Origin of the sequence: Pseudomonas sp. LAMO17WK12:I5, from assembly GCF_900215165.1 — a bacterium.
GTDB classification, from domain to species: Bacteria; Pseudomonadota; Gammaproteobacteria; order Pseudomonadales; family Pseudomonadaceae; genus Aquipseudomonas; species Aquipseudomonas putida_A.
This window is the reverse complement of the sequence record NZ_OBDS01000001.1, coordinates 589,140-603,029: the sequence shown is the minus strand read 5'-3', so window position 1 is coordinate 603,029 and position 13,890 is coordinate 589,140. Positions and strand designations below refer to the sequence as shown.

Annotated in this window: 12 protein-coding genes and 2 rRNA genes; 8 read left to right on the top strand and 6 right to left on the bottom strand. The window is 60.2% G+C overall.

What is annotated here, in order from left to right:
• The 5 genes from CRO59_RS02760 to CRO59_RS02740 form a co-directional block, all read left to right on the top strand.
• Nucleotides 1-190: ribosomal RNA gene (locus tag CRO59_RS02760) — 23S ribosomal RNA — on the top strand; the annotation flags it as partial.
• Between the two features lie 154 nt (nt 191-344).
• A 5S ribosomal RNA gene (rrf, locus tag CRO59_RS02755) occupies nt 345-460 on the top strand.
• 150 nt (nt 461-610) lie between these two features.
• Complete coding sequence (locus CRO59_RS02750; protein ID WP_027612261.1) at nt 611-1,270, top strand: paraquat-inducible protein A; 660 nt, start codon at nt 611-613, stop codon at nt 1,268-1,270.
• Entirely contained in the window at nt 1,257-1,880 is a 624-nt protein-coding gene (locus CRO59_RS02745) for a paraquat-inducible protein A (protein ID WP_027612260.1), read from the top strand. The genes CRO59_RS02750 and CRO59_RS02745 overlap by 14 nt, the downstream gene beginning before the upstream one ends.
• The gene (locus tag CRO59_RS02740; RefSeq protein ID WP_097086276.1) at nt 1,873-4,176 is read left to right on the top strand and encodes a PqiB family protein; all 2,304 of its coding nucleotides are present in this window, start codon (nt 1,873-1,875) and stop codon (nt 4,174-4,176) included. The genes CRO59_RS02745 and CRO59_RS02740 overlap by 8 nt, the downstream gene beginning before the upstream one ends.
• 182 nt (nt 4,177-4,358) lie before the next feature.
• On the opposite strand, the gene mksF is transcribed toward CRO59_RS02740, so the two are convergent.
• The 3 genes from mksF to mksB are packed head-to-tail and all read right to left on the bottom strand — an operon-like array spanning nt 4,359 to nt 9,170.
• Nucleotides 4,359-7,199 carry an Mks condensin complex protein MksF gene (mksF, locus tag CRO59_RS02735; RefSeq protein WP_003228206.1) on the bottom strand — a complete coding sequence of 947 codons (2,841 nt, stop codon included), beginning with the start codon at nt 7,197-7,199 and terminating at the stop codon, nt 4,359-4,361.
• A complete protein-coding gene (gene mksE, locus CRO59_RS02730; protein ID WP_016773189.1) occupies nt 7,196-7,897 on the bottom strand; it encodes an Mks condensin complex protein MksE in 702 nt (233 codons plus the stop codon). Before mksE ends, mksF begins: the two co-directional genes overlap by 4 nt.
• Nucleotides 7,887-9,170 (bottom strand): Mks condensin complex protein MksB, encoded by a 1,284-nt coding sequence (mksB, locus tag CRO59_RS02725; RefSeq protein ID WP_047296550.1) that lies wholly within the window; start codon nt 9,168-9,170, stop codon nt 7,887-7,889. The genes mksE and mksB overlap by 11 nt, the downstream gene beginning before the upstream one ends.
• A gap of 233 nt (nt 9,171-9,403) precedes the next feature.
• Between mksB and CRO59_RS02720 the strand changes: the two genes are divergently transcribed.
• Together CRO59_RS02720 and rimI are read left to right on the top strand one after the other, a co-directional pair.
• Nucleotides 9,404-10,150, top strand: a complete 747-nt coding sequence (locus tag CRO59_RS02720; RefSeq protein ID WP_097086274.1) for an energy transducer TonB — start codon at nt 9,404-9,406, stop codon at nt 10,148-10,150.
• A complete protein-coding gene (gene rimI / locus CRO59_RS02715) occupies nt 10,143-10,595 on the top strand; it encodes a ribosomal protein S18-alanine N-acetyltransferase (RefSeq protein ID WP_027612255.1) in 453 nt (150 codons plus the stop codon). The genes CRO59_RS02720 and rimI overlap by 8 nt, the downstream gene beginning before the upstream one ends.
• 112 nt (nt 10,596-10,707) lie before the next feature.
• Here rimI and CRO59_RS02710 read toward each other — a convergent pair whose 3' ends face one another.
• Nucleotides 10,708-11,112, bottom strand: a complete 405-nt coding sequence (locus CRO59_RS02710) for a hypothetical protein (protein WP_027612254.1) — start codon at nt 11,110-11,112, stop codon at nt 10,708-10,710.
• Nucleotides 11,113-11,253: 141 nt separating this feature from the next.
• Between CRO59_RS02710 and can the strand changes: the two genes are divergently transcribed.
• Nucleotides 11,254-11,898 (top strand): carbonate dehydratase, encoded by a 645-nt coding sequence (gene can / locus CRO59_RS02705; protein WP_097086272.1) that lies wholly within the window; start codon nt 11,254-11,256, stop codon nt 11,896-11,898.
• Nucleotides 11,899-11,904: 6 nt separating this feature from the next.
• Here the strand turns inward: can and CRO59_RS02700 are convergent, their stop codons facing one another.
• Together CRO59_RS02700 and CRO59_RS02695 are read right to left on the bottom strand one after the other, a co-directional pair.
• Nucleotides 11,905-12,420: an SET domain-containing protein-lysine N-methyltransferase gene (locus CRO59_RS02700; RefSeq protein ID WP_097086271.1), complete on the bottom strand. Its 516-nt coding sequence runs from the start codon at nt 12,418-12,420 to the stop codon at nt 11,905-11,907.
• A gap of 178 nt (nt 12,421-12,598) precedes the next feature.
• On the bottom strand, nt 12,599-13,780 hold the full coding sequence (locus CRO59_RS02695) for a hypothetical protein (protein WP_097086269.1): 1,182 nt from the start codon (nt 13,778-13,780) through the stop codon (nt 12,599-12,601).
• Nucleotides 13,781-13,890: the final 110 nt, after the last annotated feature.

Sequence of the window (13,890 nt, the reverse complement as noted above, 5' to 3'; positions counted from 1 at the left end):
CCGGGTAGCTATGTTCGGGAAAGATAACCGCTGAAAGCATCTAAGCGGGAAACTTGCCTCAAGATGAGATCTCACTGGAACCTTGAGTTCCCTGAAGGGCCGTCGAAGACTACGACGTTGATAGGTTGGGTGTGTAAGCGCTGTGAGGCGTTGAGCTAACCAATACTAATTGCCCGTGAGGCTTGACCATATAACACCCAAGCAATCTGAATGCTCGAAAGAGACCAGATTGCGGTGTGTGAAGACGCAATGAACCGAAAGTTCGCGCTGCTCACAAGACACCTGTATCACATACCCGATTTGCTGAAGCGAGGCCAGTTGGTCACGAGTCAGTACCCGAATTTCTTGACGACCATAGAGCGTTGGAACCACCTGATCCCATCCCGAACTCAGAAGTGAAACGATGCATCGCCGATGGTAGTGTGGGGTTTCCCCATGTGAGAGTAGGTCATCGTCAAGATTAAATTCCGAAACCCCAATTGCGAAAGCAGTTGGGGTTTTGTTTTGCCCGCAGGAAAGTATTTTTACTTAGGCAGCGAACAATTTTGCACAGTTATTTTCGAATCAGAACACTAGAATAACCCCCATCTTTTTCGGAGTCAGAGCCTTTATGTCAGATCCGGTTGACGCCCAAGGGCTGTCAGATTTACCGCTGGAAGACTTGGTGGCCTGTCATGAGTGCGACCTGCTGATGCGCAAGCCCAAGCTTGCCCATGGCGAGAAAGCACTCTGCCCGCGCTGCGGTTACGAGTTGTACGCCCATCGCCATAATGTGGTGCAGCGCAGCCTTGCCTTGGTGATCGCAGCATTATTGCTGTACATCCCGGCAAACTTTTTACCCATCATGCAACTCAATATCCTCGGACAATCTTCGCAGGATACGGTCTGGAGCGGCGTGCTCGGCTTGTTCAATACGGACATGCAGGGCGTTTCGATCGTTGTATTCCTGTGCAGTATGGCTATTCCGTTGCTGAAGTTGCTGTGCCAGTTATTCGTTTTGCTGACGATTCGATTCAACGTCGGACGCAGTTACGGCTTATTGCTCTACCGCATTTATCACCACCTCAAAGACTGGGGAATGCTCGAGGTCTACCTCATGGGTGTCCTCGTGGCGATCGTCAAACTGGCGGACATGGCGGCCATCACCGTCGGCCTCGGTCTGGCGTGTTTCATCGGTTTGTTGTTGGTTCAGGTCTGGCTGGAAGTGGTGATGTCACCGCATCAGATCTGGCAGGCGTTATCAGGAGAGGATGCCCATGCGGGCGATTGATGCGGGCATTCTGATCTGTACCGAATGCCATGAATTGAACAAACGGGATGCGGACACCGACGAGCAGACCTGCACCCGCTGCGGTGCGCTGGTTCACGCTCGTCGTCCGAACAGTCTGGCCCGAACCTGGGCTCTGCTGATCACTGCTGCGATTATCTACATCCCGGCCAATGTGTTGCCGATCATGACGGTCAGTTCGCTGGGGCAGGGTGATCCTAGCACCATCATGTCCGGCGTGATCCAGTTGGTGCAGCACGGCATGATCCCGATTGCCGCCGTGGTGTTCATCGCCAGTATTCTGGTGCCGACCTTCAAACTGGTGGGCATCGCGCTGCTGCTGTTTTCGGTGCAGCGACGTCAGCCGTTGTCCGCGCGGCAGCGGATCTGGATGTACCGCTTCATCGAGTTCATCGGTCGTTGGTCGATGCTCGACATCTTTGTGATCGCCATTCTGGTGGCGGTCGTCAACTTCGGCCGGCTTGCCAGTGTCGAAGCCAACCTTGGCGCCATCGCCTTCGCCAGTGTGGTGATTCTGACGATGCTTGCCGCAGTAACTTTCGATCCCCGACTGATTTGGGATAACACGGAGTCGGACGACGACCATGACTGATTTGCCTGTAGCGAAAACTCGACCGGCCTCCAACTGGTCTGCCATTTGGGTACTGCCTCTGATTGCCCTGATCATCGGTGGCTGGCTCGGCTGGCGTGCCTATAACGAAACCGGTATCGAGATTCAGGTGCGTTTCGAAAGCGGTGAAGGCATCCAGGCCAACAAGACCGAAGTGGTCTACAAGGGCATGCCGGTGGGTAAGGTGAAGACGCTCAAACTTGATGACGAGGGCAATTCCAAAGGGGTGATTGCCACCGTCGAGATGAACAAGGACGTCGAGCAATACCTCAAGACCAGCACGCGCTTCTGGCTGGTGAAACCGAGCGTGACCCTGGCCGGCATCACCGGTCTGGAAACCCTGGTTTCAGGTAACTACGTGGCCATCAGTCCCGGTGAAGGCGAGCCGACCCGCAAGTTCAAGGCGCTGGCCGAAGAGCCGCCGCTATCGGACTCCAAGCCCGGCCTGCACCTGACGATCAAGGCCGATCGCCTCGGTTCGCTGAACCGCGGCAGTCCGGTGTTCTACAAGCAGATCAAAGTCGGTCAGATCAAAAGCTACGTGCTGTCTGAAGACCAGAGCACCGTTGAGCTCAAAGTGTTCATCGAGCCGACCTACGCCAAACTGGTGCGCAAACACACACGTTTCTGGAATGCCAGCGGCATCAGCATCGACGCCAACCTGTCCGGGGTGAAGGTACGCAGCGAATCTCTGGCGAGCATCGTCGCCGGCGGTATTGCCTTCGCCACTCCGGAGAATCGCAAGGACAGTCCGCCTACTGATCCAAGCCTGCCGTTCCGTCTCTATGAGGACTTCGACGCCGCCGCTGCCGGCATTCGGGTCAAGGTCAAACTCAGTGACTTCGAAGGCCTGCAGGCCGGTCGTACGCCGGTGATGTACAAGGGCATTCAGGTCGGCAACATGAAGGCGCTTAAAATCGATCCGGATCTGAACAGCGCCACGGCCGAGCTGACGCTGGATCCTCTGGCCGAAGACTATCTGGTCGAAGGCACGCAGTTCTGGGTGGTCAAACCGTCGATTTCCCTGGCCGGTATCACCGGGCTCGAAGCGTTGGTGAAAGGTAACTACATTGCCGTGCGTCCGGGCGACAAAGGTGCCGCGCCGAAACGCGAATTCGAGGCGCGGCCAAAAGCGCCGCCGCTGGATCTGCGTTCGCCGGGTCTGCACCTGGTGCTGTTCACCGATGTTCTCGGTTCGATCGAAGTCGGCAGTCCGATTCTGTACAAACAGGTCAAGGTCGGTTCGGTACAGAGCTATCAGTTCTCCAAGACCAAAAAGCAAATCGTCATCGGCGTGCATATCGAGAAGGAGTACGAAAACCTGGTCAACGCGTCGACACGCTTCTGGAATGTCAGCGGCATCACCCTCACCGGTGGTCTTACGGGTGGTATTCAAGTGAAGAGCGAGTCTTTGCAGACATTGATGGCCGGCGGTATTGCTTTCGAAACACCGCAAGCCAAGGCGCCGCTGCAAAAGCGTATTCCACGCTTCCGTCTGTTCGCCAACCATGATGAAGCCAACCAGAAAGGCACGCTGGTGACGATCAAGGTCGACCGCGCCGATGGTTTGCGTCCGGGCACGCCGATTCGTTTCAAAGGCCTGGATGTCGGCAAGATTGAAGACGTCGATCTGACCGACGATTTGCAAGCCGTGATGATTACCGCGCGGATCACCGAAGTACCGGAGCGCATTGCGCGGGTCGGCAGTCAGTTCTGGGTGGTCAAGCCGGAGTTGGGGCTGATCAAGACCCAGAATCTGGAAACCCTGGTCACCGGGCAATATGTGGAAGTGCAGCCGGCGGCGAAAAATCTCGGCCCGCAGAAGAACTTCGTTGCGCTGGCCAGTCCGCCGGAAGTGAGCAAGCAGGAGGCTGGCTTGAGTCTGGTGTTGAGCGCCGCGCGCCGTGGCTCGCTGAAACCGGGCGTACCCGTGACCTACCGCGAAATCACCGTGGGCAAGGTCACCGGTTATGAACTGGGCCAGACTGCTGATCGCGTGTTGGTGCATATTTTGATCGAGCCGAAATACGCGCCGTTGGTGCGCAGCGGCAGCCGATTCTGGAACACCAGTGGTGTCGGTTTCGACATCGGTCTGTTCAATGGTTTGACGGTGCGCACGGAGTCGCTGGAGACAGCGATTCAGGGTGGTATCGCCTTCGCTACGCCGGACGGTGAGCGCATGGGCACCCAAGCACGGCCCGAGCAGACGTTCCCGCTGTTCGACAAGTTCGAGGATGAGTGGCTGACCTGGGCGCCGAAGATTTCGCTCGGTAAGTAATTCTGTGGTGTCTGAAGGGGCGCCATCGCGAGCAGGCTCACTCCTACAGGGGAACGCGTTCCAAATTGTAGGAGTGAGCCTGCTCGCGATAGGGCACTAAAAGTCAGCACAAATTCCCAGCCATAAAAAAGGGCCGCGATCCCAACAGATCGCGGCCCTTTTTGGTTTTCAGCTAAAGTCGATCAAACCTCATCCAGCTCCGGCTCATCGGCTTGCACATTGACGGTGGCCTTCACCACATCATGCCGGCGGATGTACTTCCAGTCCGCCTCGTCGATGTAGATCCCCGCCGGGCCGCTGCCGCCCTCCAGGTCGATGGCGACACTGGCGCAGACTTGCGGCTTCACACTCGCCAGAATCGGCACGAAGCCCAATTGCAGGCTGGTTTCCAGCAGCGCTGCCTGGTTCTTCTCGTCGATGTCCGCCGCCTCGTCGAGGTAGTACGGCAGGCGCACGCGACCGGCCAGATCGCGATCCATCAGGTGCAGCAACAAGTACATGTTGGTCAGCGCCTTGATGGTCATGGTGGTGCCGTTGGACGCCGCGCCGTCGATGTCGGTGTGAATCACCGGTTGACCGTTGACCTTGGTGATCTCGAACGCCAGTTCGAACAAGTCCTTGAGACCGAGCTGGTTGTGGTTCGCCGCCACCAGCCGCGCCAGGTACTCCTTGGCCTCTTCGTTCTTGTTGTCCTGTTCCGCGCTTTGGCTCAGATCGAACACCGACAGGGTTTCGCCTTCTTCGTACTGACCGGCGCTGTGGATGATCTGATCGATGTGCTTGAGCGCTTCCTTGTTCGGCGCCAGGACGATGCGGAAGCTCTGCAGGTTGGACACCTGACGCTTGTTGATCTCGCGGTTGAACAGCGCCAGTTGATGCTCGAGGCTGTCGTAGTCGCTGCGGATGTTGCGCAGGGTCCGGGCGATGTCGGTGACCGCCGCACGCCGCGCCTTGCCCAGCGTCAGGGCTTCGTCGGTACGGTGCGCGTAAGCGTTGATCAGCAGCGACAGACGGCGCTCCATGTCGTCTTCGCTGTCGAACTTGGCCACGCCTTTGAGGCGCACCTGCGCGTACAACGCTTCGATCTGACCGTCGGCGCGCAGCAAGCCTTGCCAGCTGTCCTGATAGTCGTTGAGCAGCGGCAGCAGGTTGTCCATCGAATCGTCGACCGGATCCATAAACGGCGTGCCGAACGGCAGATCCGCCGGCAGCAACTGACGGCGGCGCAGGGCGTCGTCGAGAGTGCGCTGCTTGGCTTCCATGTCGGCGATCTGCCGACCGACCAGTTGCAGCTTGGCTGACAGTTGCTGGACGCGCTCGGTGAACGCATCGCTGGAACGCTTGAGTTCGTCCTGCGCCGCTTCCATCTGCGCCAGTTGCTCAAGCTTGTCGCCTTCTTCGGCGCTCAGCGTTTGAGTGCGACGGAAATCTTCCAGGGCTTTCTGCGCATCCAGCACTTGCTGGTACAGCGCTTCGGTCTGGGTCTTGCTCGCGGCGCGGTCGGCGGCCACGGCTTGCTGAGTCTTGAGCTGCTTGAGCTCTTTTTCCAGACGCTCTTTCTGGTCACGCAGCGCGGCGCGGTCGGCCAGCGCTTGCAGAGCCGGCGGCTCGATGTGCGAGATGTCGATCGACAAGCCCGGCACTTCGAAGCGCTCGCCCTTGAAGCCATCGAGGATCAGCTCGACCGATTTGACCCACTCGCCATCTTCGTCGAGGGTGATGCCGTGCTCGCCCAGCGGCAGGCTGAACAGCGCGCTGTTGAACAGGCGCATCAGACGCTCGACGTCCTGCTGCGAGAACTCCTCACGCAGACGCGCGTAGCTGTTGTTGTCGGCATGATCGAGTTGCTGCTTCACCGACTTCAGGCGTTTTTCCAGATCACGCAGACGTTCTTCCAGATCCTCGGCGCTGAACTGCCGGGACTGTGCCAGCGCACCGGCCAGTTCGTCGTGCGCGTCCTTGGCGGCGAGCAGTTGTTGCTCCAGCACCTTGACGTCATCGACCAGCGCGAAGCGGTTTTTCAGCACCGACAACTCACCGAGCCAGCGCTGGATGCCGGAGATTTCCCGCTCCAGACGCATCAGTTCCTGGGTGCCACCGCGCTGATCGTTTTGCAGATCGTCCTGCTCGCGACGGTAGTGTTCGGCCTGGATCGTCAGCTCTTCCTTGCGCGCCGTGGCGTAGTCCGACCAGGTGCCGAGCAACGAGTCGAGCAGCGGCGACAGGCGGTGCAGCTTGCCGCGCAGCACGTCGCGCTGTTTCACCCCGTTGGCCAGAGCTTCGACCAGCGGGCCGGCAGCGACCAGCGAGTTGTAGTCCTGCTCCATCCGGCGCACATCGCGGAAGGCTTCTTCGCACGCAGCGATGTAGTCGACGCTGCCGGAACGCAGGCTGTGCTCGAAGGCATCGAGGAATAGTTGCTTCAACTTGGCCGCAGTGATTTCGCGCATGTGCAGCAGGTTGATGAACAGTGCGCGGAAGGTTTTCAGGCTCTGCTCGCTGGTGGAGCGCAGCGGGATCAGGGTCAGGTCGAGCGGGATAGAGGTGTGCCCGCCCACCAGCAGACGACGCAGTTCGTCCGGCTTGAGTTCGTAGGCTTTCAGGCCTTCTTTCTCAAGGTTGCTGAACAGCTCTTTCTGCCGCAGGCAGGTGTCGTTCTTCTGGTAATGCGCCAGATCCAGCTTGCCGGCGTAGGCGAAGAACTGGTGACCGAAACCACCGCCCGGGCCGCGACCGACCACACCGATCACGTGCGGGCCGTGGGGCAGATTGACTTCGACGAGGATATAACTGGTGTCGGAGGCGAAGTAGAAACGTCGCGATTGTTCCAGGCTGTACTTGCCGAAACTCATGTCCGACATGCGCGCCAGAATCGGGAACTGCAGAGCGTTGATCGAGGCGGATTTACCGAGGTTGTTCGCGCCGTAAACCGACAGCGGTTCTTCCAGCGGGAACAGACCGAGGCTGTAACCGGCGGTGTTCAAAAGGGCAAAGCGGCGGATGCCGTAGCGTTCCTGGCTCATGCGTCGGACTCCTGTTCTTCGGCAATGGCGCGGGCCAGTGCGTCTTCTTCGCTTTCTTCTTCGAATTCGGACAGATCAAGCGGATCGTCGGTTTCGAGGAATTTGGCTTCGGCTTCTTCGTCGATCAGCACCGGTGCCGGCAGCGGCAGTACGCTGTGCACGCTGGCTGCCAGATCGCGGTCCTGCTGCACCGACAGGCACACATCGAGGAAACGATGCATCGGCGGCAGGAAACGGTACACGCCGTTTTCTTCGCCGGCGAAACCGAGCTGGGTCATGCGACGCATGATTTTTTCTTCGAGTTCTTCGACGGTCTGCACTTCGGCCTGGATGAACAGGTCGCGGTATTTATCCAGCAACGACGGCAGTTCTTCACGGCCGAGGCTGCCACCGTCGAGCACGGCGATCGGGTCGCGGCCCTGATCGGCCAGATGCTCGACGAGAATGAAGGTGAACAGCGCCAGGCGCTGAGCGGTCTTGTTCACCGCCGCAGCGGCCATGTCCGGCACGAAGTAGTAGAAACCACGGGTGTCGCAGACCAGTTCGAAGCCCAGCGCCTTGAACAGCGTGCGGTATTGATCCTGGAAGTTTGACAGTTGCGCGTACAGTTCCGGGTCGCGGCGGCTGACATGATAGCCCTTGAACAGCTCGCGGAAGATCGGCGCCAGTTGGGACAGTTCGGATAGATCAAGATGCATTGGGGATGCTCGCAGAATCCTCGGCGGCGGCAGGGTCGCGGGCCGAGAGCAGGGCGAAGGAGCGCAGGCTGACCTGATGCTCGTGAGTGTGGTATTCGCGGCGTTCCAGACGCTCGCGGGTGAAGCGTTTTTCCCGCGACAGACGCGAGAACCAGTACAGCAATTCGTCGGTGGCGCCGTCCGGTTCCTGCTCCAGCAACCAGGTCATCAGATCCGGCATCGGCAGGGACTCTTCGCAACGCTCGACCATCTCGCGCACGGTGCGCGGTGCACGCGGGGCATCGCCGGATTTCTGGGTCTTGTGCGCTTTGGGGAAACGCGCCGGTTTCGGCTCGAAACGCGCCAGGGCGTAGACGTAGGCCTCGACCTGACTGGCGCTGCCGAGGAAGGTGCTTTGCGGCCGGGTGAACAGCGGCATCGCCGCTTGCGGCACGGCGTCGATGCCTTTGCGGCGAATCGCCGCCAGCGCCAGCGCGGCACCACGGGTCACGGCGTTGTGCCGGCGCGCTTCTTCACGCAGCGGCAGCAGCAGTTCGCGGGCGTGGCGCAGGGTCAGCTGGGCACTGGTCTGCATTTCGAGGATGCGCGCGTGGGTGCGCAGCAGCATGTCGTCGTCGACCAGATGGCCGAGGCGCTGCTGTTCGCTGAGCATCTTCAGCAGCACGGTTTCGACCTTGCGCACGCCTTGTTCGAAGGCGCCGTCGGCGTTCACCAGGTCGATCATCGGTTCGACGTATTCGTCCCAGGTCGCCAGCACTTCGGCGTATCGCTGACGCAGCGGAATCTGCCGGTCGCTGGTCTTGGCCCGTTCGGCCACGGCGACCAGTGCCTGCTCGTCGTTGTCGAGTTTCTTCAGCACGTCGCGCACGCGCATGTCGAGCAAACGCAGCTGACGGGCGAGGTCGTTGCCGTCGCGCACATCGAACGCGTCCTGAATGTAGCCGGCCAGACGTTCGAGGTGGCGCAAATAGGCTTCGATTTCCAGGCACAGGCCCAGACGGTGCTCACGGCGCAGGTAGGCGAGGAAGTCGTGGATCTGCGCGTTGAGCTCGAAACGGTTCGGGCTTTTCGCCACGGGCACCAGAATGTCCAGGCGAATCCACACGTCGAGCAGGCTGGTGATGTCCTGCGGCGTGCTGTCCAGTTGTTGGGCGGCCAGTTGCGTGCGCAGTTCGTTGAGGCTCAGGGTGCCCTGGTCGAAGTGCTCGCACAGTGGCTCCAGAAGTGCCCAGTGTTCAGCGAGGGCGCGCAAGACGCGCTTGGGTTCGATCATCGGAATGGCCGGCTGGTTGGCGATTAAAAGCCGCGATTGTACTGCATCACGAGGGATGCGATTCACTCTCGGGACGGGCTGTCGCATTTTCTCAGGGAGCGAGCCCAGGTAAAGGCTATCGATCAACAGCAAGCGATCTTGAACGAAGGGCTGTAGAATCTGCCCACTTCAGTTATCCACAAGTGGCCGACCCTTTGCTTATCGAGTCCCGCCGCCGCGCCTATTTGAACGCCATGCAGGTGGTCAACTGGCTGCCGCGCACCGAATTGCCTTTCGCCGCCCCGTCGCGGCCCGAGCTGCTGGACATGCCCGAGCCTGAGCCAGAGGTGGCGGTGATGCCGGTTGTGCAGGCCGAAGCTCCGGCGCAGCCTGCCGCCCGTCCGGTCGAACGGCCGAAGATCGAAGTGCCGCGCCCGTCGCTCGCCAGTACCCGCAATGGCGCCAAACCGGTGGAAGAGGTCGAAGAGGCGCCGGTTGTCGCCAAGCCGGCGCCCGTGCCGCCACCGCGTTTTGCCCTGCAGTTGCTGCGCGCCGGGCCTTGCCTGCTGCTGGTCGAGTTACCCACAGGCGAAGCGTTCCAGAGCCGCGATCCGGCCTATCTGCTGCTTAAAGACATGTTGCGCGCCGCCGGTCTGCCGGATGCGCCACAGATCGTCGGCGAGCCGGTGCGCTGGCCGTGGCTGAACCGCGGCACCATGGATCAGGGCCCGGAAGCGGCGCGCGACTTTGTTCAGGGTTTCCTCTCGGTACAGATGGAAGCGGCACCCTGCGCCTGCCTGTGGCTGATCGGCCTTCCGGCAATACGCTTTGCCGGTGAAGCGGACGCCGAAGCGTTCAACAGTGAATTGCAGATCGAAGGCCTGGGCCTGGCCTGGGCCATTCCCGGTCTGGAATTGTTAATGGAAGAGCCACAGCGCAAGGCCGCTGTGTGGCAAGCCATGCGTCGGCTGATGGCGCGCTGGAAACCATCGAATGAGTGAAGCTGTATCGTTCCGCCCGATGACCGAGGCGGACCTGGACGCGGTATTGAAGATCGAATACGCGGCGTACAGCCATCCCTGGACCCGCGGGATTTTTCTCGACGGGCTGGGCAAATACCAGATCTGGCTGATGTTCGAAGGCCAGCAGCAGGTCGGCCATGGCGTGGTGCAGATCATTCTCGACGAGGCGCATCTGCTGAATATCACGGTCAAACCGGAGAATCAGGGACGGGGGCTGGGGCTGACGCTGCTCGAGCATCTGATGTCGCGGGCATATGCGGCCTCTGCCCGGGAATGCTTCCTGGAAGTGCGCGACAGCAATACCGCAGCGTTCAAGTTGTATGAGCGCTATGGTTTCAATGAGATTGGCCGGCGTCGCGATTATTATCCGGCGGTGGGCGGGCGCGAAGACGCCGTAGTGATGGCCTGCACCCTGGTCGACTGATCTTGTTTAAAAGCTTCGCGAGCAAGCCCGCTCCCACATTGGTTCTGAGCCGAGTCTCAATTCCCTGTGGGAGCGGGCTTGCTCGCGAAGGCGTCCTTACAGGCGCTACCAATCAGCGATTGCCATCCAGCGGATCACGCCGCGCCAGCTCCGCCTCATCCAGCCCATTGCCGCCGCCGATGTCATCTTCGTCGACAATGCTCAGATCCCAATCGGCCTGATTGCCCTCGCCAGCCTCTTCGGCATCGCGTGCGCCATCCTCGTGAATCAGTGTTTCCGGGCTCAAGTCATCGTCGGTCGGTTCATGATCAGCCGTCGATGCACCGGTAAGCCCGGCCTCGCGCACCCGTTCAGCGGGCATCAGTTGCTCGCGTTCACGTTCCGGAATCTCGTCGCCGATTTTCGCGCTGGGTTCGTCTTCATCGAAATCCAGCTCATGCACCGAGCCCATGCGGTCTTCGTTGTCATCGATGGGTTCTGGTTGCACCGCATCGAACGGACGTCGTGAATCAGTCATGGCAAATCCTCATACTGTGGGCCTTACTGAGGTGGACACACCGGGCACCCGAGAATTCCAAAGAAAAACACCTGCGGTTCTTGCGTGACCCCGACGGGCGGTCGTCTGTCATACCTGCGCATCTTTCTTGAGGCCTTAACCATGCACGACTTACAAGACCTGATTGATAACAACGAGCGTTGGGCTGACGCGATCACCAAGGAAGACCCGGATTTCTTCGCCAAGCTGGCGCGCCAGCAGACCCCGGAATATCTGTGGATCGGCTGCTCCGACGCGCGGGTGCCGGCCAACGAGATCGTCGGCATGCTTCCGGGCGATCTGTTCGTACACCGCAACGTCGCCAACGTGGTGCTGCACACTGACCTCAATTGCCTGTCGGTGATTCAGTACGCGGTTGATGTGCTCAAGGTCAAACACATCCTGGTTACCGGCCACTATGGCTGCGGCGGTGTGCGCGCCTCGATGCAGGATCGCCAGTTCGGTCTGATCGATGGCTGGTTGCGCTCGATCCGCGACCTGTACTACGAAAAACGTGAAGAACTGGCCAAGCTGCCGACCGAGGAAGAGCAGGTCGACCGGCTGTGCGAGCTCAACGTCGTTCAGCAAGTGGCCAACGTCGCCCACACCAGCATCATCCAGAACGCCTGGCATCGCGGCCAGAACCTGTCGATTCACGGCTGCATCTACGGCATCAAGGACGGTCGCTGGAAAAGCCTGAACACCACCATCAGCGGTTTCGAGCAACTGCCGCCGCAATATCGTCTGCGTCCGGTCGGGGCGTTGTAATCCCGATCAGTGTGGATGCCGCCAGTGCTGCAGAAAGTGCTGGCCCTCGATACTGGGTGGCTCATCGTAGCCGGTGATCCACCCACGACAGCGCGGCGAGCCACAGGTGCAGGCGAACTGTTGCAGCAAACGGTCTTCGGTGGCGGCGAAGTCGATGGTCAGGCGTTCACCCGGCTGAATGTCGCGAAGTGCCCACAGCCACAGCTCACTCATGTCCAGAAACACATTCGGATCGCAGGCGTGTTCGAGCAACCCGCAAAAGCGCGGGTCGTAGAGGTGGATGCCGGCCAGTAACTGACGCGTCTGTCGGCAGCGATAGGGCAACAGTTGCCCGGATACCCGACACATCCGGGTGATGCGCAAGAACGCCCGGCGCGCCACCACTGCCGCGTGACCGTGGTGGTCGTGCACGATTTCGAAATCCTCGGTGGATGGGAAACCCAGACGCACCGGCAATCCGGCAAACGGGTAGATGCCGGGTGCGTCGCGTGGGATGTTGTGTTGATGGGCCTGATTATTCATAACGTTCCCTGTCGGCCAAATGCTGCGACTTCCCTGGTCTGACGTCCTGTCAGCGCTGCAACATGCTTGGATCCAATATTCCCGCGTATGCCGCTTACCGTCTACTGTCAGATCTGACAGGCGTAATTGGCTGCTCCCCGCGTCAGCATTGACTGACACGGGAAGCTTTTTCAGCGGATCAGAGGTGTGGTGCAGGAACGGCGGTGGCCGGCAATTCGCCCTGAAGCTGTTGCAACTGGGCCTTGATTGGCGTGGTCGAGCACTTGGCGGCGGCCTGTGCCGGGGTCAGGTTGCGGATCGAGGTGTAGAACAGTTCGCAGGTCTTGCCCTTTTGCGTCACTTGCCAGGTCTGCGTGCAGCTGTTGAGCAGGGCTTTCGCATCGGTGCCCGGTTTACTGCCCATCCCGGCTTGCCAGCAAGCGGCGCTCAAGTCCTGACCCATGACCTTCAAACCGGCGGCATCGGCCTTGGCCTCATCGCCGTCATAGCTGGCCGGGTCGGCGGCGTACCAGATGTAGCTCGGATGGTTCGATCCCAGCACCGGCACGTTCACCCCCGCGCTCGGGCTGATGGTCGCCAGACCCAATACGGCCACGGTCGGGCCGTATTGCTGCTTGATCCAGTTACGCACCGGCGCACCGAACGCGACCATCGGCAGGGTGGTGCCGGCGCTGGTCTGGCTGAACTGCTTGACCAGCGTGGTCTGATAATCCTTGAAGTAGTCGTAGACGCCCTCCAGATCACTACCGGCGTTGGACGGCGCGGCGATTGGCGCGATGTCGATGATGGTCTGATAGGCCGGCGTCTGCTCGGCCGGAATGCCGTTGACGGTCAGCAGCGTGGCCCAGCGGTCGGTGGTGTTCGAGCGCAGGTAATCCTGCGCCTGAGTCAGCGAATAGTCCGGCGGAAAGTGCAGCAGTTCGACGCTCTTGCGGTTTTCCAGGGCCATGCCCAGCGGCAGGAACAGATACCAGCTGTACGCCCATTTGCCATCGGCATTGAGCTTGCTGGCGCCGGTATAGGCCAGATCACCGGCATCGAGCAGCGCCGACAGCGGCTTGTCGTAGCCTTCGGGAACGCCGCTGATCTCGGCGTAAATCTGCCCGTTATCGTTCTTCACTAAGACTTTGGCATTGCTGTAGCCATCGCGCTGCACGCTCTGGCTCAGGTAATGCGCGACGGTCTGCTCCAGCGACCAGTTGCGATAGCAGATCACGCTGCAGTTGTTGGGGTAGGCAAAGAGGCGGGTGACGCGCTCGGCGCTGCCCAGCTTCAGATCGACATCGGCGTGGGCAGCCGCGCTCAGGGTGAGCGCGGCGAGGGTAAGTGCTGCGGGGGTAAATCCTGCGAGTTTGAACATGCTCAGATCCTTTTCAGCGTGGGTTCCCCGGGGTTTTGGGGCGCTTCATATTGGATCAGCCGTGTTGCACAGAGAAGCTGTCATTCACGGATTTTTGCATCAGCCCGCAG

Coding starts and splice junctions, on each gene's coding strand:
- mksB (WP_047296550.1), bottom strand. CDS start 9,170: ATGATCGAACCCAAGCGCGTCTTGCGCGCCCTCGCTGAACACTGGGCA.
- can (WP_097086272.1), top strand. CDS start 11,254: ATGCACGACTTACAAGACCTGATTGATAACAACGAGCGTTGGGCTGAC.
- CRO59_RS02750 (WP_027612261.1), top strand. CDS start 611: ATGTCAGATCCGGTTGACGCCCAAGGGCTGTCAGATTTACCGCTGGAA.
- mksF (WP_003228206.1), bottom strand. CDS start 7,199: ATGAGCCAGGAACGCTACGGCATCCGCCGCTTTGCCCTTTTGAACACC.
- rimI (WP_027612255.1), top strand. CDS start 10,143: ATGAGTGAAGCTGTATCGTTCCGCCCGATGACCGAGGCGGACCTGGAC.
- mksE (WP_016773189.1), bottom strand. CDS start 7,897: ATGCATCTTGATCTATCCGAACTGTCCCAACTGGCGCCGATCTTCCGC.
- CRO59_RS02695 (WP_097086269.1), bottom strand. CDS start 13,780: ATGTTCAAACTCGCAGGATTTACCCCCGCAGCACTTACCCTCGCCGCG.
- CRO59_RS02720 (WP_097086274.1), top strand. CDS start 9,404: ATGCAGGTGGTCAACTGGCTGCCGCGCACCGAATTGCCTTTCGCCGCC.
- CRO59_RS02700 (WP_097086271.1), bottom strand. CDS start 12,420: ATGAATAATCAGGCCCATCAACACAACATCCCACGCGACGCACCCGGC.
- CRO59_RS02745 (WP_027612260.1), top strand. CDS start 1,257: ATGCGGGCGATTGATGCGGGCATTCTGATCTGTACCGAATGCCATGAA.
- CRO59_RS02740 (WP_097086276.1), top strand. CDS start 1,873: ATGACTGATTTGCCTGTAGCGAAAACTCGACCGGCCTCCAACTGGTCT.
- CRO59_RS02710 (WP_027612254.1), bottom strand. CDS start 11,112: ATGACTGATTCACGACGTCCGTTCGATGCGGTGCAACCAGAACCCATC.